Origin of the sequence: Tautonia rosea (assembly GCF_012958305.1) — a bacterium.
Taxonomy (GTDB): Bacteria; Planctomycetota; Planctomycetia; order Isosphaerales; family Isosphaeraceae; genus Tautonia; species Tautonia rosea.
Genome location: NZ_JABBYO010000005.1, coordinates 387,616 through 409,160 on the forward strand (window position 1 = coordinate 387,616; position 21,545 = coordinate 409,160).

Consider the following 21,545-nt stretch of genomic DNA (forward strand, 5'->3'; position numbering starts at 1 on the left):
CATGCCTCCCGAACGTGATCGAGTTGGAATGCGATCAAGTCGTGCCGGCCAATCAAAGGGATCAGCACAGTCGTCAGCTCTCATCTAGTGTTTGAGGAAGACTCGATGCCGGGCGGCAAGCATGCGGAGCAGCTCGAAGATTGCAATCTGATCGGAATCTTCAGGCCTTTGAAGACGAGTCATGGCTTCTCGGAGGGCCGATTGCGCCTCGACAAGGAAGGGTGATGCTTCTTCGAGGCATCCACGATGTTCCCCAGCTTCCTGCACCAGCGCACAGGACGCCGACAATACCTCGTAACACCCTGCGAGTTCCTCAAGCAGAGTGATGCCCTGCAATACGGAGTCTGAAGCCGCATCACTCCAGTAGGAACAATCAATGTGACGATCCTCCCAGGCTTCGAACTCGGAGTCGGAGGGTGGATCGTTCCGTGGCGAATCGGTCAGGGAGTCGGCCTGACGGCGTCGAAGTGCAGCGCGTCGGGCTGCCTCGGCTTTCGCTCGGCAGCGATGCTGGAGCTCGGTCAGGTCGGCATCAGGACTCCTCGGAGCGAACGAAGTCGGCGACCGTTCTGAGGAGGACACACGCCCCCCACCAAAGGTCAACTCATGCAATGAATCGTCCGGCTTGTTTATCCGCGAATCTTGAGGTGGTGTGGCCAAGGCATGGCCTCCTTCCTAAACTGCTCCGCTCGCCTTGCGTTCGAGCATATCGAGGAGTTGACCCCCTGTGCAGCCTCCTCTCAAGTCTCCCAGGCGAACAACCTGCGGCGATTGCGAGAAATCGCTAACGTGATTGACAGATCTGCTGCTTCCTGAACGTCAGTCAGTTCACCACCGATCTGATTTCCCGGAAAGCATTGAGTGGTCGCATCAGAGCCCTCCTCACGACAATGAGGATACCCTGCTCTCTCCAAGAAATGGGACGTTCTCCCGAACTGACGTCCCTTGGTAGTGTGCTCAACGACAAGGACGTTCATTTCTTGGTGTCGAGCCGTCAAGACGATCATTCAGAACGCCCTACTCAAGAGTTGCATCGAGCTCAACTTGTTTCTTGGGATTCGTCGGCACGGCGAGTACTCAGGATGCAGGACGAATGCATGACTGGAGACTTCCGCTGAGCAATACCGCACTCCCACCCACGCAAGCGCCTGCTCTCTCTCTGGAGTTCGCTTCCAAGGAATTGTCTTCGACAGAATTACGTTTCCGTAAGGAATGTGTTCGTTGCAGCACAGGTTTACTCTGGCAAGACCGAGACGCAGGTTTCCTGGATTCGGGAGGGGCGTCGACTGTTGGCGACTCAGTTGTTCTTGAGCTGTTCCTCGATTTCGAACGAGTGGAGACAGGGGACGTTGCTCAGGCACCATGCGCTTCGTTCAGAGCTTAGGACCACCTCGTCAAGATCTCGATGATGGACAAACGGGTTCAGTGGTCCTGAGAGGGAGAGTTGCAGAGCGAGTTGACCGCGATCCTCGTCAATGACGCCGCAGAGGTGGACCGCAGAGAAACCCGCAGGCCTCCCTTGTCGGACCAAGTCGCCAGAATACAATCGCTTGCATGATCGGAACTCCTTCTAAGAACTTGGTTTTGAGCAATGTATGTTTCGAGTCCAGCGCAACGTCTGCGACTGGAAATCGCGCCGTCCGCCCCTCTGCCCCGAGTGGTTCGCATGATGATTGAGTCTTCAGCGAACCGTCGGTTCGTTGTCTGCCGAGGAGGGAGTCCATGGACCCGGATCAGGAATTGAGGGGATTCGAGGGCGTTTGCCGGCTCTTTCCGTTGCCGGAAGTCGTCTTGTTCCCGCATTGCGTTCTCCCGTTGCACATTTTTGAACCACGATATCGTGAGATGACCGAGGATGCTTTGGCAGGCGACCGACTGATTGCCATGGTAAAGCTCCAAGATGGTGTCGATTGGAATGTCGAAGAAGATCCTCCCATCGAATCGGTCGCGTGTCTGGGGAAGATTTTCGATCATCGCCGGCTTGCCGACGGGCGTTACAATCTGTTACTGGTCGGCATGAAACGTGTTCGACTTCTTCACGAACTCCCCAAAGATCGATTGTTCCGTCGCGCCCAGGCAGAGCTTCTTGATGATGAGTATCCTGACGAGCCGCTCGATTCGCTCCGAGACGAACTGGTCGATCAGTTTCGGAACCTTTGCTCCCGGGAAGGCCGAGTGGAGCCTGAGATTGCCAGGCTTCTGGATAAGCCCATCCCCCTCGGTGTTCTCGTCGATTTGCTCGGTCATTACCTGGGCCTGCCCGGATCGGTGAAGCAGGCGTTCTTGAATGAATCGCGAGTCGAGGATCGGGTGCAGTCGCTGATCGGAATCTTGCGAGTCCATCTCAGCGCGACCAACGAGGATCGCGATGAGAGCGATTCAGGGTTTCCTCCACCATTTAGCCTTAATTAATGGAAGATTTCCGTCTCCTGCTCCTCCGCAATCGGGGATCGAGTCTTCGATTGGTCTCTCTGGTCCTCGGGTCATCTTCCGGGTTGAGCAACCCTCGAGTTAGGACCCCCCTGTCCGAGTTGTTGAGACGACGTCATGAATGAGTTCCTTTCCGATCTCTCCGACGATCGGGAGCCGAGTTCGACTGATACGTTCGAGGTCGATCTTGAACGGATTCGGAGGGCGGTCCGTGAAATTCTGATCGCGGTGGGTGAAGACCCGGATCGGGAGGGACTGCTCGAAACTCCCGATCGCGTTGCTCGCATGTATGCGGAGGTCTTCCGAGGACTTCATCAGGATCCTCGCGTCCACCTCACGAAGCGGTTTACTCAGAAATACGATGAGATGGTCACCGTCCGTGACATCACGTACTCCAGCTTCTGCGAGCATCATCTCTTGCCGTTCTCTGGCAAGGCGCACGTGGCCTATTTGCCCTCGGGCAAGGTCGTCGGTCTCTCCAAGATTCCGAGAATCGTCGATGTGCTTTCGAGGCGTCCCCAGGTTCAGGAAAAGTTAACGGAACAAATAGCGGACATTCTCATGGAAGAACTGGATGTCCTTGGTGTCGCAGTCGTTATGGAAGGAACCCACAGCTGCATGACCGTCCGAGGCGTGCAGAAGCCTGGAAGCACTTACATTACCAGCGCCATGCGGGGAGCGTTCCGAGAGAATGTTGCAACGCGCATGGAGGTTCTCTCATTGATCCACGGTGGGAGTCGAGGGATTTAAGCCGATCCACATTCTCGACCACTACGTTTCTCGACGCAGTACGGTATGATGGATTGGTCGTCTGAGTTGCACTCTGGGAGTCCTCATCGAATCCCGCCGCGACCCCGATCCGCGCAGCCTTCGTTTCTCCGAGAGGGATGAGGGGGCTTCGTGGTCCTGCTCGATGGTGTCGCGATCGAGTGCATCGTTCCTCCTCCGTCCGGAGAGTTGTCACGCTTGTGGATGAAATCAGGGCTCGGGTTTATGACGATCTTCGGGGGCTGATCTCCGGATCGCTCTTTTTCGATCCGGTGTCCCGATCCCCTTATCGCAGAGACGGGAGCCTGTTTGAGGTTGATCCTCTTGGCGTGGTTGCTCCCAGCTCACACGATGACGTTGTAGCACTGGTCCGTTATGCCGCTTCTGAAGGCATTCCGATTCATGCGCGAGGCGCCGGTACAAATCTCTTCGGAGCGGCGATCGGTCCAGGACTGATTGTCGACTTCAGTTGCGAGCTACGTCGGATCGTCTCGATTGGCGAATCGAGCGTGACTGTCCAGCCCGGCGTTATTCTCGATGAAATCAACGCGCAGTTGACACCCCTGGGACGACGCCTTTGGCCTGATCCTTCAGGGGCTTGGAGCCGGACCCTTGGTGGTCTGATCGCGGTTGGTGGTCGAGGACCCCGGTCCCTTCGCTATGGTTCGCTCTCCAGGTCGCTCGTCCGAGCTCGAGTCGTCTTCTCCAATGGCGAGTCGGGTGAACTTGCCTCGGAGCCGATCCTGGAGGCCGACCCCAGTGCAATGGACGAGCCTTTCGATCGGACGCTTCGGCGGCGGATGGCAACCCTCCTGAATTGGCAGTCATCGACTTCGTCTCGTGGACTACTGTCCGCGAATGACCCGTTCCAGGCCATCCGTGGCCAAGGCAGATTGCACCTTCAGCGCGTCCTGGATCGATCATTTGGTGCGCTGGGCTTGATGACCGAGTTGACACTGCAAACCAGCACGATCCCAGCTGGCCAACGGGTCCTGATCCTTCCCTTCTCTCGCCTTTCCGAAGCTGCGGCAGCCATACCCGACTGCCTTCGAGAAGGCCCCTCACGATGTGAGCTCTTCGACTGGCGAATGCTCCGACTTGCTCGAGAACACGACCCGTTCTGGGAGGGAGCCGTACCGGCGACGGCCGAGGCCGCCTTGATCGTCGAGTTTCTTGGTGACGATCCTTCGGTTCCCGCCAGTCAAGCCCGGGCATTGGTCCACCGGTTGGCTCGTAACCCCTCTCGACTGAATCCGGTCATCGAGATGGCCAAGGGCTCCGACTGTGAGCGGGCCTTGAACTTGCGACAGGCCGTCGAACCGCGACTGATGACGATGAAAGGACGGGCTCGTCCCACCGCTCTCGTCCCAGCTCTGGATATTCCGCCTGAATCCTGGCGTGACCTTGTTCAGCAGCTCCAGCATGTTTTTCGATCGCTCGATTTCAACTGGACACTTCACGGGTGTGTCGGTTCTGGAGAGGTCCGCGTTCGGCCTTTCCTGGATCTCAGTGACCCTTACTGTCGGGGCCGGATGCAACCGTTGGTGGACGCGATCATTGAGGCGGCGGAGAGCGTCGGAGGACGAGCGACTCGTCCAAGCGGCTGGGGATTCGCTTCTCCCCGAGGACCCAGCCGAAGCGACCAGGTGGCCGCTGGGTTTCGGTCCTTGAAATCCCTGCTCGATCCGATCGACTGCCTCAATCCCGGCATCCTGGAAGATGATTCCCCTCGGGTCGAACAACGACCGATCCGAGCGTCGATACCGACAGCAGCCAGCAGCTCCGGTAGCCTTCCAATTATTGAACCTCGGTTGCAATGGCAGGATCGAGGACCTCTCGAACACGCAATGGATTGCAACGGCTGTGGTGGGTGCCGGTCGTTCGACCCAATGCTCCGTATTTGTCCCAGCTTTCGGGCCTCTCGACGTGAAGCGGAGAGCCCCCGAGCCATGGTCGGCCTGATCCGTGATCTCGCAGCGGGTCGGCTCGATCCCTCGATCTGGGGAAGCGAGGCAGCCCGGAAAGCTGCGGAGCATTGTGTTCATTGCCGTCTTTGCGAGCAGGAATGCCCCTCGGGGATTGATGTGTCATCGATGATGCTCGAAGTCAAGGCTGCTTATGCCGAGATTCACGGACTCAATCCCTCGGAATGGTTTCTCTCCCGAATCGAGCTTTGGTCTCGGCTCGCCAGCCGGGTGCCGGCGTTCTATAACCGGATGATCGGGAGCCGATCAGCCCGCTGGTTGCTTGACCGGATGGTCGGTCTCTCGAAGGATCGATGCCTCCCGAAAGCGAGCCGAACCTCTTTTGTCCGAAAAGCCGAGAAAGTGGGCCTCGGAGAACCGGTGGGAAACCGCTCAGGTCCACGAGTCGTCTACTTTCTCGATATCGTGGCGAATTACTACGATCATGCCATTGCCGAAGGCGTCATTGCAGTGCTTCGCCATTGCGGTGTTCAGGTTTACGTTCCAAAGCGGCAACTCGGCTGTGGCATGCCCGCAATGGTCGCGGGTGATCTCGATGCCGCCCGAGAAGCAGCTCTGGCGAATCTTCGAACGCTCGGCAGCGCCGTTCGAGAAGGACACACCGTCGTCTGTTCCGAACCGACTGCGACCCTGATGCTTCGTCGGGAATACCTGAAACTGACCGACGATCTGGACGCCAAACTCGTTGCTGCCAACACGATGGACGTGGGTCACTACCTGCACGGGCTTCGATCACGCGGCCTGTTGCCCCGTCCGCACGTGCCGATTCATGCCAAGGTTGGCTATCATCTGCCGTGCCACCTTCGAACCCTGAACATTGGTATGCCTTCGTTTGATCTGCTTCGACAAATTCCTGAGCTGGACGTCGAGCACCTTGATCGGGGATGTTCCGGAATGGCAGGCACTTATGGCATGGCCCGCACCCATTTTCGATCATCCTTGCGCTCGGGGCGTGGCCTCCGTCATCGACTCCGAGACCCCGACCTCGAACTGGCCAGTGCCGAATGTTCGACCTGTCGGATGCAAATGGAACAGGGCAATCGGAAGCGATCGTTTCACCCGATTACCCTGCTCGCGATGAGCTATGGGTTGCTTCCCGGTCAGATGCGGACGCTTAGAGAACCTCGTGACCGTCGCTTTGCCCTGGGATAAGCGAAGGGATGCAGTTGCACCATGGCTTGGTCGAGGTTTGACAGCCGCTTCCCCAAGGCTTCACCTTGACGTGATGAGCGTGGACCGATATTGTCCGACCGATCTTCACGTCTCGCATCCTCTCGAGGTCTGCTCTTCCCGTCTGACGACCTCTTCGACGCGACTCCTCTTCGATGTGCCGGGCCGAGCGATCTCCAAAGGATCGAGGCGACCAATGCCGGCTCGGAGGGTCTGGCCGGGTGTTGTGATGCTTCGCCGAGGGATTGGCGAGGGGTCCGCTCGGAAGTCCTGACTGAGCCCGGTTCTCGGGTCGAGAGAGGAGTGTAGCCGTGCAGGGTCGCCACCAGAGCTGCGATCGGCGCCGGATCGGCGTATGGGCCCTGATTGTGCCCCTCGCCGTCATGGCCTGCGATCGAGTCCGGGCTCAGGATGACCCAGGTGCTATTCCGATTGCCAATCGCGAACCGATTGTTCTGGCCGCTGATCGGATCGTGACGTGGGACGAGGAATCAACGCGATGGGTCCGCCTCATCGGTCGAGCCGCCGTCTTCCAGGGGGCCAGCGGGCATCGGGCGAACGATGCCGTGATCCGCATCGAATCGCTCCCTGACCCAATCGGTGAGCGCTACCGTGTTCATGTCTATGCTCAGGGAAAACCTGATCTGAGTCCTTCGGGTACCGCCTCTCCCCCGTCTCCGCACCGGTCGGTGCTGGAAACGCGAACCGTCCAGATCCGCGAGCCGTTCACCGGGGTCCCGATTGTCTCGATCCGTCAGATTCCACCCGCGGACGCATTCTTCCTCCACGCTCGATCGGTGCTGGCTCCGAATCCGGAGCCGACTCAGACAGGCGTTCTTGCGACCCGTTTTGAGGAGCTTGAAGTTCCGGAAATCGGAACGCCCCCCCTCCCGGTTCCTCCCTCGGAACCGGATGAGCAGGTGCAACCCGTTTCCCTATTTCAGATCCGACCCGACACCGTCCCGAACGATCCGTCGCCAGCTCCCCGTCGTTCTCCATCGGTTGTTGAGGTCCCTCCCCCTCCCCCAGGACCCGCGGTGAATTCTCCGTTCCGTAATCCCGCGGCCACCCAGTTTCGCCAAGGGGATGATGCGGAACCCGAGTTTCCGGAAGCGACCCTGCCCGAGATCCCGCTCTTACCCGAGATTGATCTCGATATGGGAGGATCGGCAGACATTCCCGAGATTCTGCCTCTCCCGGACAAGGAATGGGAAGACGAGGTCCGCGGTGGTCAGACCAATGGCGATCCAATTTCCATCATGCCGCTCGCACCAGGATCGCAACGTGTTGTCAATATTTATCCCTTGAACCCAACGCTGACCAAATTTCGTCGTCTGGCTCGTACGAGCGACGGCACAGAGACCTACATCGCAACGGGTGGTGTCCAGATTGTCGTCGATGATCCTGAGATGGGACTTGTCGACATCACAGCAAAGGAAGCTGTGATCTGGACCCGTAGCAGCATGGGGCGTGGTCTTGATCTGGGAACCTCAACCCAGTCCGTTGAAGATCCCCTGGAAGTCTATCTCGAAGGAGACGTCGAGCTTCGGCGTGACGAGCGTGAATTCGCGGGAGAGGATGATCAGGTCCGCTACCAAGCCAAACGGTTCTATGCCGACCTGAAGACCGAACGGTTTCTAGCCCTCGATGCTGAGCTAGAGCAATATGCCCCCGGCTTTCTGACCCCCTTACGAACGATGGCCGATTCGATCGCCCAGTTTCGGGAGGTGGGCCGAGGCCCCGATGGTCAGCCGGTTCTCGGCTTGCCAACCATTCAGGCTCGGAATGCCGTGACCACCGGCAGTCCGTTTGCCAATCCCGGGTATCGATTCACGAGCAGTGTCGTTGACATGTTCAAACTTGCACCCGACGAGCGACGGGGGCCATTCCGCAGACGCCTGCTCAACCCGGTCGATTCACCCACCGACTCCGACGTGTTCTTGATCGACGCGCGAAACAATACTTTTTTCCTTGGGCCAGTGCCGTTCTTCTACTGGCCCCGATTTCTGTCGACGACCGAGGATATTAACCCCCCGCTCCAGCAGATCTCTTTCCGTGCCAACAACTTGTTCGGACAAATGGTCTTAACCGATTGGGACGGCTTCCGATTGCTGGGACTCAGACAGCCGAAATGGGTGGATAACTGGAATCTCGACATCGACTACCTCAGCGACCGAGGACCCGCGCTCGGAAGTGAGTTCGGTTACTTCGGCGATGATCTCTCAACAGAACTGTTCGGGACCGATCTCTTTCCCAATATCGATACCAACTACTTTGGCTATCTCGACCTCTGGGGGATCTACGATCGGGGGATCGACAACCTCGGTGGTGGGCCAGCCATCGTGACCAACGGTCCTCCTCTGTTTGTTGCCTTCCGCAACGGAGTGCCCCCGTTTCAGGATTTCCGTGGACGGGTTCTCTACCGCCACATGCAATCATTTCTGGCCAAGGATGCCGATCCGCTTGATGACTTTCGCGTTCAGCTTGAAGCAGCATACATCTCGGACCGCCACTTTCTTGAACAATACTTCAAAAGACTTTTTGACTCAGGTCTGGATCAGCGTACCCGCGTCTACGGAATTCGCCAGTGGCGTAATCAGGCCATTACCGCGACGGCGGAGGCGATGCCTCTCGACTGGTTCACTCAGTCACAATGGTACCCCAAGGTTGAGTACTTTCGTCTTGGTGACGCACCACTCGGACTGGGTCGGTTCTTCACCTACTACCAGCGAACCGGGGTCAGCTACGCGAACACCCACACTGCCGCCGAGGTGAACAATCCGGGGATCTTCTTCGGGTTTCTGCCCTTCGACCCAACAACCTCGACGAGTGGTCCCTTCCGGACCGGGCGACTGTACACCAATCATCAAATCGACTTACCTCTCCAGTTCCAGGCTATCCGGGTCACACCGTATGTTCAGGGGCAGTTGATCGGGTGGGACAATCAATACACGAATCCACTGCCAGCGCTTGGATATGATCCTTCACTGGCAGTCCAGGATTATATCCGAGGTCCCCAGGGCTCGATGATTGGCCGAGCCTGGGGTGCTTATGGCGCACGGGCTGATCTCTCGTTTTATCGCGTTTTCTCGGACGTCGAAAACGACCTGTTCAACCTCCACGGCTTGATGCACAAGGTCGTCCTGTATGCAGACTACCGCAACGCATACTCCACCTTGGGGCTCAATCGCATCGGGGTTCAGGAAGAGTTGGACGACAATACCTACGAACTCGTTCGGCGGTACTTCGCGTTGAACGAGTACGGCACAGGTGTTCTCCCTGCTCAATACAATCCCTTGTTACTGTCACTTCGTCGCACATCTTCACCGATTACAGGGTCGGTCGATGTCCAGGACACCATTCAAACCGTTCGACTGGGCACCTTACAGCGTCTTCAAACAAAACGAGGTCCGATTGATGATCGCAGAATCATCGATTTCATGACGCTCGACCTGTCGACCTTCTATTATCCAGAGGCACAGCGAGACAATTTTGGGGTCCCGTTTGGTCAAACTCAGTACCAGTATGAATGGTTCCTGGGCGATCGAACGAGCATCGTGTCTTCCGGGTGGTTCGATTACTTCGACATCGTTGGTGACCCACGGTCCCCGAACAACAATACCGATGGCATCAGTGTATTCACTGCAGGGGTGAACATTAGCCGTCCACCCCGAGGGACCATGTTCCTGGCCTACTCCATTCTCAACACTGGTCCGATCAGAACCTCCGCGCTCAATACAAGCTTCGGATACTGGATGAGTCCCAAATGGTACGGAACCTTCGGTGGACTCTACGATTTTGGGGAAGGGATGCTCCTCTCGACCACCTTCTCCCTCACGCGAATTGGCGCAGACTTTCTCACCACAGTGGGCTTCAACTACACGCCGCTGCAAGACAATTACTCTTTCGTGTTTGAAATGGTGCCTCGGTTCAGCCCGAGAACTCGAATCGGCTCGGCCGCTGGGGTACCGTTCCGACCCGACCTTCGGTTCGCACCAATCCAATGAGCAAACCGCATCTATTCCTGACCGGAAACCCACATGATGACGGGGCGATGGAATCCGAGCCGCGCGAGCAAAACATGGAGCAGGATTTTTCTGGCTCAGCCAGCGATCCTCAGATCCTGACCGAACCAAGGCATGCGACCACTCGCTTGAAGTTCGATGAAGGAGCCCGTGGAATTAAGCTGGCAATCAGGTCTGAATCCGGCTTTTTTGCCCATGCGTACCGAGGACTTCTCATCGCCATCTGTGCAGTCATTCTGGGCGTTTCGTCTACCGGATGGTGTTTTCTGATTGTCTCAGCAGCGTTGGTGCTTGTGGCCGAAACGTTCCGATGTGCCATTCTCGCGACACTTGACCTCCTTGTCGAACCAGGAGATCCCCGAGTACGAAATGCTCGGGAAATCGCTTCGGGAGGCTTGCTCTTTGCTTCGATCACCTCCGGATGTCTCACGGTGATGGTGCTTTCGGCAAAGCTGAGCGAGATGCTTGGTTGGTAACTGAGAGAGGACGAGCAATATCATGCCCATGATCAATCCTGAGCCGCTGTTCCAGGTCTGAAGGAGGTCCGACGCGACTCACAATTCTCCGGAATTTCCCGGTCTTCGGATCAGGACCAAGCCGATCGACCACCTCGGTTCTGATCGAGACAATGTCTCGGAAACGATACATCTCCAGTTGCCGGTGCAACACACGCTGAAGATGGGGCTCGTCAAGCGAGGCGCCTGGAAGCACTTCAATTCGTACGAGAAACCGGTTCCGATCCTCCTGGGTGACTTGCCACTCTCGAACCTCACGAGCATAATCAAACGCGTTTTTGAACACACTTGAAATCAATTGACGATAATGCGCTCCGTCTTGAATCCAGAAGGTGTCGGCTGTTCGTCCGTCGATGCGCTCGACCCGAGGGAGGCGGCTCCCACACCGACAAGGCTCGGTCGCCATCGTGACTACATCCCCGACCTCGTAGCGAAGAAAGGGAAGCGTGCGATTGGCTAGATTGGTAATAAACACCTTGGACCCTGGTGTTCCCGCAGGGACTGGGCGATTCTCAGCGTCAACGACTTCGAGAATCGCCCAATCACTGTTTACATGAGCTCCAGAGTCGGTGGAACAGCCATTGCTGAGAAATGTACACTCTCCGGTTGCATAGTTGTTCATGACATGGCAACCGAACGCTGATTCGATCCGCAACCTGGCCCGATCGGTCAGCACTTCACTGTTGTTCACAACCTGCTGAAGTTCGGGGGCGAGCCGAAGTTGCCCGCCCTCGGCCTTGAGCGAAAGTTCCTCCAGAACACCGGCATAGCCGGTCAGGATACTGGGACGGAACGTGTTGAGCCGATCAATCACGTCAGGATCGGTCTGTGAAAGCCAAAGGACCTTCATAAAGATTCGAGCAGCCGGGGGGATCGACTCGAAAACGGTCGCCGAGGGATAAAAGCCTCGCTTCAAGGTCACGATGGCAAGCCGAGCCGGAGAGATCAATCGTCGAGCAGCCTCGATCGGAGTCGCTTTTCGAGCGTTTCCTCGGGTCATTTGCAGCCCGAACATCAACTCGGCGAGTCTTCGGTCCTGCAAGATCAGCATCGGCTGACCCTGGCTCCCCGAGGTGTGGCTCGCGATATAGCGCCCAAGGAAGGGCGACCCCTCGTTGGCCGGGTTATCCAGAAAACGTTCAAGATCGGCCCGGCGAATGTTCGGGTCCGTCACTACCTGATCAAAGTGTGCCATCAGCTCCGATTTACTCGTCGGCTCAAGGGTCTCCAGACGAACATTCCTCGGATCGATTCCCTGATACTTCCTACGATAGAACGCGGAATGCTTCATCGCGTAAGAGACAATCGATTGAAGGCGGCGCCGCTGAAGTTCGATCACCTGATTCTCGGGGAGCCTGGGAATGCGGTTCAGCATGAGTGATCGTACAGTGAATCGAATCATGGCCTTTCCCTCACCATTTCCGTTCCCAGTTTCCGAATCCAGGACTCCCCCTGACCGCCTCCATCGAATCGAAGCACCTCCCTCTGACTTCGGACGATGGTCGTTTACGCAGTCATCTCGTCCGGAGTGGAAATGCTTCCGCTGAGACGACGGGTTAAGAACACCAATCGTTCCTTCAATCATCGGCACAATGGCGAAGAAACTCGATGAGGCGATCGTTGATCCCAATTCCTGCCAGTATCTTCGGAAATCGCAGTGAGGAGAGGATATGCCGCCGAATCGCCCTTGGCCGGAAGCTCGGCAGTGAGTACGCTATCGAGCACCTGCCCCCGAAGAGAACGCAAGGGATTGGTCCCTGCTCTTGAATGGACGACGGCGACAATGCACATCATCGATATCCTGGACCAGCACCAGACCACCTTTAGTTTCGAGTTCTTTCCTCCGAAAACCACCAAGGCCTCGGAAGAACTCTTTCAGACCATCAGTCAGCTCCAAGAGTTGCAACCCTCGTTTGTTTCGGTCACCTATGGGGCCGGTGGCACAACTCGGGATCGGACACATGAGCTGATCGTTCGCATCCAGAATGAGACGAACCTGACCGCCGTGTCTCATCTCACCTCCGTCTGCCACACCCGAGACGAATTGAGGGCGATCCTCGACCGTTACGCTGTCTCTGGCATCGAAAACATTCTGGCCCTTCGCGGCGATCCTCCCCGCGATCAATCAGGCTATGATCGCTCGAACGACGCTTTCCAATATGCCGAGGAACTTGTTCGATTTATAGCCAGTCACCCGAACCCGCCCAACCCTCGCGGATTCGGAATCGGGGTCGCTGGGTTTCCGGAAGGTCACCCTTGCACTCCGAATCGCCTTCACGAACTTGATTACTTGAAGCGAAAAGTCGACGGAGGCGCTCAGTACATCTGCACGCAACTCTTCTTCGACAATCGTGATTTTTTTGATTTTCGAGAACGTTGCGAGATGGCAGGCATCAGCGTGCCAATCATCGCGGGAATCATGCCGATCACGTCCCGACAGGGAATGGTTCGGATGGCCGACCTGGCTCTCGGTGCGAGGTTTCCTGCTCGCTTAATCCGAGCAATCGAGCGATGTGCGCCCGATTACACAAATGAGCAAGTCTCCAAGGTCGGGATTCACTGGGCAACGGAACAGTGCCGCGACCTGCTCGATGCTCACGTTCGAGGGATCCACTTTTACACACTGAACAAAAGCGACGCGACGCGACAGATCTACCAAAATCTTGGAGTGAAAGACTCGATTGCCCTCCGCAGTTCCGTGACCTGATCAATTTCGACCCTCTCTGACTCCTTGATCAGGCAACCCCCATTCTGCTCCTCTGCCTCAACGCCCCTTGAATGCCACTGCTTCGGATTGCCTCCAGCGAAATCCTTTCGTAAGCGAGAATCATCTCTTCGAACCGACGAGTTCGGGTCGTCGCTCCCTGCCCACGTCTCAGGTCCGTGGAGTCGAGGACCGACTCGATGCGAAGCCGCAAGGTTTCTGGGTGGGTCGCATCAAACAGCAGGATGGTTGGATCAGACCGCACGTACTCGTCAGTTCCGATCACGTCAGTCTGGACCAAGGGCTTTTGAAGATCGTGTTTGAGTGAATATATCTCTGGATTCAGGTCTCGTCTTGCCACGTTCACCAGGAGATCAGTTACCGCCAGCGCTTCACTCACGTCTCTCTCATCGTTCATGGAAACGAATCGAACGCGATGGTCCAACGTGCGAACTAGATCATTCCGATCGAGCCATTGACCCAGTTCGGGATCGCCAAGAACTTGAGCAACCACATCCCGACCTGAGTGAACCAGAATCGCGAATTGGTCGAGGAAGATGCCAATATCATCCTCAATGGCATTGTGCAGACAGCTCAACACCACGGTCGAGGAGGCTAGCCCCAGTCGATCTCGTACGCCTTGTGGCTCCGGATATCCTGAACAAGGTTGTCCAGACTCAAGCACAACGTCAAAATTCCAAGTTGACTCGATGGGGGCGAACCAATTGCGCACCTGTTGAGCAGGGAACACCACACGAGAGGCTTCAGAAAAGGCGAGAATCGTTGCGCGTGCTGCATCTTCATCTCGCGAATGGAATGCATCTCGAAAATCGACCGCCTCACGAATACTCCAGATCGAGGGAATGCCTGCAAGACTCGCCGCGCGAAGGCTTGAGACGCAATTGAGCCCGACCACATGAATCAAATCGTACTCGCGACTCAAGAAACGGTCGGCGATGATCCGGACATGTTCCGCCATGTCTCCGCTGTCGTGACGCGGTAATGTTGAAACGGGTATGCCTGACTCCCGAAGGAGTGTCCCCATCGCTCCCTCGAATCGGCAGCTGACTTCCGGAACGATGTTCCCTCGCTCTCGGTACCCTTCAATGAGGTTCTTCACAAACCGCGAGGCACCACGTCCGTCGAGTCTCTCGAGATCCACAAGAACGCGAATCGGATGATCTCTCATGGGTAATGGTGCTCCCGGAGAGCGTGTGCTGATTCCTGGACGATGATCATCCCGCATCAGTGCCGGATGATGATAAGGGTCGGCCCGATGTCCCCATCGTTCCAGATACCGCTCCTGTTCCTTGAGGTCCAACGCGAAACCTCGCGACGCTCCTTCAAAATGAAGAAGTTCTGCTCTCGGCGCAAATACGCATCGCAGCCCCATCTCCCCAAGCCTCAAGCATAGATCAACGTCGTTGAACCCAACAGCAAACCGGTTTTCATCGAATCCACCAACATCCAGATACGCCTTTCTTCTCACAAGAAGGCACGCTGCCGTGACGGCGCTCACGTTTCGTACCACGCGGTCAAGACACTGCAAATCGAGATACCACCAGGGTAGCCCTTTGAAGAGGTGACCGGGACCGCCGTCGAACAGGTCCGTCACGATCCCCGCATGCTGAATTCGACCATCGGGATAGAGCAAACGTCCTCCCACTGCGCCGACTCCAGACATCTGGCCATATCCGACCAGTTGACTGAGCCATTCGGAACGCACGACTTCCGTGTCGTTATTAAGAAGCACAAGAAATTCAACGGAATCGTTTAACTGTTGAATCGCCTGATTATGAATGCGAGCATAACTGAACCCATGTTCGTCATTCTCGACTCGGATCACCCGACATCGCGGTTCAATATTCGCGAAGTATGCGAGTGTTTCGTCCTCCTGACTCCCGTTATCGATGACGACGATCTCGTAATCCCGATAGCTCGTCCGACTCAGGATGGAATGCACACACCTTTGGAGCAGGTCCACCCGGTCGCGAGTCGGGATCAAGATTGCAACCTTCGGGCCTCGATCGGGAAAATCCAGTTCAAAGGCTGGGAATCGTGATTGAGACGCCCATAAGGGTTGCGCGACTCGAGCGTCGATTCTCCGACGTTCGATCGCCTTGGTGAGGGCCAGGGCAGATGCTCGAATGGTCTCAGTTGAGCAGGAGTCAACCGGATCGTCGTTCGCTCGATCGGCAGGAACGGAAACCAGAACCCGAGGCACCCTCATAATGTGGTCTGTTTGTTCCGCAATGCGAAGGACCAGATCATAGGGCCAGGCCCGTCCGAACTCTGGTCGTATTCCGCCGACCGTTTCAAACATCGATCGGCGAACTGCGAAGGTACGACCGATCGCGTGATACGCGAGCATCAGCTCAGGAGACCAGCAGGGCCTGAACCGTGGATCGAAGCGCTCGCCGTTCCGATCGATTCGGTCTTCATCCGCATAAATCAGGTCGGGAGGCTTTGGAGTCGCGGCAACGGCTCGAGCAAACTCCAGAAGCGCCTCCTCCGCCAGACGAGCATCATCGTTGAGAAAGACAATGTAATCCCCCGAGCATTGTTCCGAGGCCGCTCGGAGGGCTTCGAGTCCTTGTTGAGATTCCAGAATTCTGCTCGTTCGACCACCAGTGATCTTTTCGGTCGCCTCGGAGCCTCCAACCAGTAGGATATCCCGATCTGGATAGATTTGGTGACGAAGCGAGGCAACCGTTTCTCGGGAGCGACGGAGATCAGCGTGATCCTGTGCGACAATGACTGAAAATCTGGGCCGAGTTTCAAGTTGGTGCAACAGGGCAAGCTGTTCTACTGTGTTTGTGGTGTGATTCCGAAGCCATTGGTCGTACGGGTCGCGCCGCGGAGGAATCCATCGGAGAAGATCATTGCGATCGCGCATCAACGCGGGGCGTCCAGCCACTTCCCCTGGAGTACCCTCCCCCGTCGACAGGGGGGCTGATCCCTCCTGGTCAGTCATTACCGCAATCGATGAGTCGCCCGTGGTCAACTCGTCCGCAGCAGGAGTGCCAGGCAATCCAATTCGTTGTCGCAGTCTGTTCGACAACTTCCCAGTTAATCTTAGGCGCTTTTGAAATGCCCGAACCGCTCGTCCAATGCACCGTCTGCCCCTCATCACGGCATCTTGAATCGATGCTTTCCGAAGGGAGGCCAACTCGGCCTCGACCCTCTGCAAGTTCTCCGATGCTCCTTTGGCCATTTCAGCCAATTCGTTGATACGTTGATTGCGTGATTCTACTTCGGACTCGAGCCAGATCGCATACAACCGGCGCTCGATCAGACGGCCTCGGAGCATTCGAATGAGTCGATCACGTTCGACTTTGCGGGCTTCTGCGGTCACACCTCGAGAACGCAGTTCCACGAGTCGTGTTTCCAAAGCCTGGCTCAGCTGAGTTTCGATCTGATCGATCCCCAGTTCAGAAACGTTCTGTTCTCGATCAGGATGTTGTTCAAGACCCGGCAATCGCGGGACATCGTTGGACATCGCGAGCCTAGTTCGTCGTTGCGCCTGTTCGAACATGACCGGCGACTCCGTTCGGAGGGTCGTGTCAGATGTTGGAAGCAAGCGATCCTCGGAGACCGCCAGGTCGATCCCTGCTGGCTTACCGAGAATAATGAACGCGGTCAATCCGAACCGACGCCCGAGAGCCGGGCCATCCTTCTTGTGGAGTCACCTCGTGATCACCCCCGCTGCCGTCTTTGGTTTTCTTGGCTTACTGGCCCCTCTACCGTTCGGCTCTGGGATCTCTGACCAGGAAAGCTCGTCCTGCATCCCATCTGATGGAAACCGGGTCGTTGTCATTGGCGATAGCATCACACAGGCCGGAGATTACGTTGTCTATGTCGAGGCTTACCTCCTCACTCGATTTCCCGATCGTCAAATTACGGTGATCAACCACGGCCTGAGCAGCGAAACGGCTGCGGGAACCAGTGAACCCGACCACCCATTTCCCCGCCCCTGGATTCACGATCGATTCGACCGCGATGTGACGAAATGGAATCCCGATAGGGTCGTCGCCTGTTATGGGATGAATGATGGGATTTATCATCCGTTCGCACCCGAGCGATTCGAAGCGTATCAACGCGGTATTCTTCTGCTCATCGATCGGACTCGAACCGATACAACGGCACGCATCGACCTGCTCACCCCCCCACCCTACGACCCTTACCGCCGACAGGTGGGCGACCCGGACGCCAGGGAATTCGGCTATCGGTTTCCGGTCGTGAATTATGATGAGGTCCTGGCCCGTTATGCCGCCTGGCTGCGATCGTTGGCCGACGAGAATCAACTCGTTGGCGACGCGAACTCCGCACTGACCGAGCACGTTGAGGCACGTCGGGTCGATCGAGTGAGTTATTCCATCATGCCCGACGGGATTCATCCCAACCCGACCGGGCACTGGCTGATAGCCCAGACCTTGCTCAAGGCCTGGAATGCCCCCGCAACAGTGGCAGAGGTCTTCCTCGACGCAAGCACTCTCAACACCTCATCAAATCAGATTCAACAGATTGAGCGCAGCGAGGGCATTGTCGCTTTCCACTGGAAATCCCCCTTGCCGATGCCCATTGATCCCCGTTGCGACCCGGAATCGATCCGTCTCGAACAGGTCGCCGATCTGCTCAATCGATATCGCCTAACCGTGACAGGTTTGGAGGAAGGCCGCTATCGGCTCCTTGCTGCCGAGTCGGGAACCGGCCAGCCGGCACCGATGACCGTCGTGACCGCTGCAGAGCTGGCCGAGGGGATCGACCTGACCACGCTTCCCGACTTTCCCACGGTCCTCGCTGCTCAAGAGGTACTTCAAGCACTTGCCTTTCATCGATCCGCTCAGGCTCGGGCCTGGAGAGAATCAATCAAGGACGGAGGTCCTCCGGACATCCCTCCTCCCGGCGAAGATGACGATCTCATGCAGCCGATCCGCGAACTATGCCAGCCGCGCGAACTGCTCATTCGAATTGAGCCGGTCGCCGACCAGGCCCCGTGAACCGGTCTCGTTCACCACGCTTGCTTTGCTCGATCATTTCTCCACGACCCTGACCGTGACCGGGTCGTCGAAGTCGACATCAAGCGCCGAGGCCCGGTCGAGGGTCAGCTCCCCGGTTTGTAACCAGAGCCGGTAGCGAACCTCCAGCGGCCGATCCTCGGTCAGCTTGTATTCGAAATACGACCCAAAACGCCCGTAATCACGCTCACTGTACCGAGCCTCTTTCGGATTCTCGGGATGGTCGAGGTACGCGACCGTGTAGCGATCGCCATCGATCTTGAAGCTCATCGCGTTCCAGGGAAGATTGACAGGACCCTCACCGGTTTTTGGTTCCCAATTTCGCGTTTCGCCAGGCTTCCCAGGACCATCGGGACGAAGGTAATACGTCTCGTCCTTCGAGACATCGGCCACATGATTGTCGGCTCGAAAGTGCACCCCGGCATGTTGTGGGTCACCGTCAAGCATGACAGGTCCCGCCTTGGTTTCGACCCGGGCGGCGAAGTCGATGGAATATCCCTCTTCAGCTGCGAAGACCGTCACTTCCCGAGTTTCGATTGCGAAGATCTCTCCTTCCTGTCCATGCCACCCGACGCTGACACGATGGCGTCCCAGGACCGGGCCGGCCTCCTCAGAAAGGGTCTCCTGATGCGACTGGTAAGCCTTCCCTCGGGCATGCCAGACATCAGCTTGCTTGCCGTCACCGTAGCTCACCCGATTGAACCCGAAGAAAAGGCCTCGATGGTGAGTGAACAGGCCGCCTGGCCCCTTGCTGACCCGCCGACCATCGGGCGCGAACAGGTGGTGAAAGGGCTTGAAGGTCAGCTCTCGGGCCTCGGGGCTCGACTCGTCCAGGGTCGGTCGAACGTAACGCAGGATCGGTTCCTTCCCCCGAACGAGGAAATCACCCTCATCCGAACGCTCCCAGGAAAACGACGGAATGGTGCTCAGGTCGGCACCTGATTCCGACACATCAAAGCGGGCGATTTCTCCCTTCGCCAGTTCGGGCAGAAGAAAGTGAAGCTCTCGGACAACGCCCTCAGCGCTTCCAGCGTGAATGTTCGGGGTGCTCAGCAGCGACGGATTTGTCAACTGTCCCAGCAAGGTCTGCCCGTCGATCGACTTCAGGATCACCACATCACCCTGGGCAAACGCTTCTGGAAGCGTCATCACAGCGGAGACTGGCGTCCGAATTCGGTCATATGCACCGGCGTCGACCTCGATTGCGATCGACTGCGCCTGACATGGTAAGGCTGAGAACAGCATCAACGTTAGGCAAAGTGAAGTCACGGTGATGAGGCGACGCATAGCGATGTTCTCCTGAATCCCGAAGCCGAAGAAACCGTCATCGTAGCCCATCACCGGGGCCGAGTCGCCCATCCGATCTGGAAAATCTTCTTTCAATCGCTAGGGGACATGGCATTCTGGGTATGCCTTGGGGCGAACAGGCCGCCCCGGCTTTCGACCACGGGGAGAGACCGCATCATGGCTCGCACGACGCGTCGGACATTTCTTTCGGGCTCGGTGGCGGCCATCGGCGCCGGGTTCGCAATCGGGGGAACCAAGGCTTCCGGCCGAATTCTTGGTGCCAACGACACCATCAACGTCGCCGTTGCCGGACTCAACGGTCGCGGCGGCTCGCACGTCGGTGAATTCGCCGGGCTGCCCGGCGTTCGACTCAGTCACCTGGTCGATCCCGATGTCCGGACGTTTGACAAGCGCGTCAAGCAAGCCGTTGAACGTGGCGGATCGACTCCGAAGACGGTTCAGGACATCCGCGAGGTGCTCGACAACCCCGACGTCCACGCCGTCTCGATTGCGACCCCAAATCACTGGCACGCCTTGATGTCGATCTGGGCGTGTCAGGCGGGCAAGGATGTCTACGTCGAGAAACCGTGCAGCCACAATATCCACGAAGGTCGGATCGCCGTCGAGGCGGCTCGAAAATACGATCGGATCGTCCAGCACGGCACGCAGGGCCGTTCCAGTCGATCCTGGGCTGAGCTCCTCGAAATCACCCGATCCGGCCGATACGGCAAGCTGCTCGTCTCTCGAGGTCTCTGTTACAAACCTCGCAACAGCATCGGCTTCAAGCCGGTTCAGACTCCGCCGTCAGAAGTCGATTTCTCACTCTGGCTCGGACCCGCGCAGGAAACCCCGTTCCACGAGAACCTCGTCCATTACAACTGGCACTGGTTCTGGGACTTCGGCAACGGCGACATCGGCAACCAGGGGGTCCACCAGATGGACGTCGCCCGGTGGATGATTCCCGACGCCACCCATCCGACGAGTGTTGTCAGCCTGGGCGGACGATTTGGCTATGAAGATCAAGGGGAAACCGCCAACACCCAGGTTTCGGTCATGGACTTCGACGGCACGATGCTCATTTTCGAGGTTCGAGGGCTCCCAACTGACGACTACAAGGGCCAAAAAGTCGGCAACGTCCTGCACTACGAGGAGGGGGTCGTTGCTGGTGGTCGTTTCTATCCGAAAGGCCAGGGAGACGGTGAGCCGCTTCCCAGGGTTGATACCTCTCGAGGTCCCGGAGAAGGGCACTTCGCCAACTTCATCGAGGCCATCCGAAGCCGGAAGGTCGACGACCTGAACGCCGACATTCTGGAAGGCCATTACTCCAGCGCCGCCTGCCACCTGGCAAACGTCTCCTATCAACTTGGCGCTCCCGAATCGTTCAACTCGATCGACCAGGCCATCGGCTCCGACGAAGCCGTGCAAGAGACGGTCGAACGAATGGTGGAGCATCTCAAGGACGACAATGGCCTGGCGGTTGAAGGCATGCAATATCGCCTTGGCCGTCGGCTCCGCTTTAACCCCGAGACCGAGCGATTCCTTGACGACGATGCCGCCAACGCCCTGCTGACCCGGTCGTATCGGGCGCCGTTTGTGGTGCCGGAATCGCTTGCCTAACTCGCGAAGTATTCTCCGACTCCGAG

12 protein-coding genes are annotated in these 21,545 nt (G+C 57.3%); 8 read left to right on the top strand and 4 right to left on the bottom strand.

The features are described from left to right. Nucleotides 1-84 precede the first annotated feature (84 nt). On the bottom strand, nt 85-660 hold the full coding sequence (locus tag HG800_RS11215; protein ID WP_169976702.1) for a hypothetical protein: 576 nt from the start codon (nt 658-660) through the stop codon (nt 85-87). Between the two features lie 1,062 nt (nt 661-1,722). Between HG800_RS11215 and HG800_RS11220 the strand changes: the two genes are divergently transcribed. From HG800_RS11220 to HG800_RS11240, 5 genes are all read left to right on the top strand, one after another. Beyond that, a complete protein-coding gene (locus tag HG800_RS11220; protein ID WP_169976703.1) occupies nt 1,723-2,412 on the top strand; it encodes an LON peptidase substrate-binding domain-containing protein in 690 nt (229 codons plus the stop codon). Nucleotides 2,413-2,547: 135 nt separating this feature from the next. Further along, nucleotides 2,548-3,180 carry a GTP cyclohydrolase I FolE gene (gene folE, locus HG800_RS11225; RefSeq protein WP_169976704.1) on the top strand — a complete coding sequence of 211 codons (633 nt, stop codon included), beginning with the start codon at nt 2,548-2,550 and terminating at the stop codon, nt 3,178-3,180. A gap of 218 nt (nt 3,181-3,398) precedes the next feature. Beyond that, entirely contained in the window at nt 3,399-6,335 is a 2,937-nt protein-coding gene (locus tag HG800_RS11230) for an FAD-binding and (Fe-S)-binding domain-containing protein (RefSeq protein ID WP_169976705.1), read from the top strand. Between the two features lie 329 nt (nt 6,336-6,664). Further along, entirely contained in the window at nt 6,665-10,360 is a 3,696-nt protein-coding gene (locus HG800_RS11235; protein ID WP_169976706.1) for a hypothetical protein, read from the top strand. Nucleotides 10,361-10,407: 47 nt separating this feature from the next. Continuing rightward, nucleotides 10,408-10,854, top strand: coding sequence for a diacylglycerol kinase family protein (locus HG800_RS11240; RefSeq protein ID WP_169976707.1), 447 nt, complete (start codon nt 10,408-10,410; stop codon nt 10,852-10,854). On the opposite strand, the gene HG800_RS11245 is transcribed toward HG800_RS11240, so the two are convergent. Continuing rightward, complete coding sequence (locus HG800_RS11245) at nt 10,805-12,295, bottom strand: phenylacetate--CoA ligase family protein (RefSeq protein ID WP_169976708.1); 1,491 nt, start codon at nt 12,293-12,295, stop codon at nt 10,805-10,807. The two genes, HG800_RS11240 and HG800_RS11245, sit on opposite strands and share 50 nt — an antisense overlap. 381 nt (nt 12,296-12,676) lie before the next feature. Between HG800_RS11245 and metF the strand changes: the two genes are divergently transcribed. Further along, nucleotides 12,677-13,600, top strand: a complete 924-nt coding sequence (gene metF, locus HG800_RS11250; RefSeq protein ID WP_169976709.1) for a methylenetetrahydrofolate reductase [NAD(P)H] — start codon at nt 12,677-12,679, stop codon at nt 13,598-13,600. A gap of 28 nt (nt 13,601-13,628) precedes the next feature. Here the strand turns inward: metF and HG800_RS28210 are convergent, their stop codons facing one another. Beyond that, complete coding sequence (locus tag HG800_RS28210; RefSeq protein WP_315852018.1) at nt 13,629-17,132, bottom strand: glycosyltransferase; 3,504 nt, start codon at nt 17,130-17,132, stop codon at nt 13,629-13,631. Nucleotides 17,133-17,289: 157 nt separating this feature from the next. Between HG800_RS28210 and HG800_RS11260 the strand changes: the two genes are divergently transcribed. Further along, nucleotides 17,290-18,597: an SGNH/GDSL hydrolase family protein gene (locus HG800_RS11260; RefSeq protein ID WP_169976711.1), complete on the top strand. Its 1,308-nt coding sequence runs from the start codon at nt 17,290-17,292 to the stop codon at nt 18,595-18,597. A gap of 33 nt (nt 18,598-18,630) precedes the next feature. On the opposite strand, the gene HG800_RS11265 is transcribed toward HG800_RS11260, so the two are convergent. Continuing rightward, nucleotides 18,631-19,974: a DUF6807 family protein gene (locus tag HG800_RS11265; protein ID WP_169976712.1), complete on the bottom strand. Its 1,344-nt coding sequence runs from the start codon at nt 19,972-19,974 to the stop codon at nt 18,631-18,633. Nucleotides 19,975-20,079: 105 nt separating this feature from the next. On the opposite strand from HG800_RS11265, the gene HG800_RS11270 reads away from it, so the two are divergent. After that, a complete protein-coding gene (locus tag HG800_RS11270) occupies nt 20,080-21,519 on the top strand; it encodes a Gfo/Idh/MocA family protein (protein WP_169976713.1) in 1,440 nt (479 codons plus the stop codon). The last annotated feature ends 26 nt before the right edge of the window (nt 21,520-21,545 follow it).

What these genes read in the sequence shown, in the direction of transcription:
- HG800_RS11265 (WP_169976712.1), bottom strand. Translation starts at nt 19,974, where the DNA reads ATGGGCGACTCGGCCCCGGTGATGGGCTACGATGACGGTTTCTTCGGC.
- HG800_RS28210 (WP_315852018.1), bottom strand. Translation starts at nt 17,132, where the DNA reads ATGTTCGAACAGGCGCAACGACGAACTAGGCTCGCGATGTCCAACGAT.
- HG800_RS11220 (WP_169976703.1), top strand. Translation starts at nt 1,723, where the DNA reads ATGGACCCGGATCAGGAATTGAGGGGATTCGAGGGCGTTTGCCGGCTC.
- HG800_RS11270 (WP_169976713.1), top strand. Translation starts at nt 20,080, where the DNA reads ATGGCTCGCACGACGCGTCGGACATTTCTTTCGGGCTCGGTGGCGGCC.
- folE (WP_169976704.1), top strand. Translation starts at nt 2,548, where the DNA reads ATGAATGAGTTCCTTTCCGATCTCTCCGACGATCGGGAGCCGAGTTCG.
- HG800_RS11240 (WP_169976707.1), top strand. Translation starts at nt 10,408, where the DNA reads ATGGAATCCGAGCCGCGCGAGCAAAACATGGAGCAGGATTTTTCTGGC.
- HG800_RS11245 (WP_169976708.1), bottom strand. Translation starts at nt 12,295, where the DNA reads ATGATTCGATTCACTGTACGATCACTCATGCTGAACCGCATTCCCAGG.
- metF (WP_169976709.1), top strand. Translation starts at nt 12,677, where the DNA reads ATGCACATCATCGATATCCTGGACCAGCACCAGACCACCTTTAGTTTC.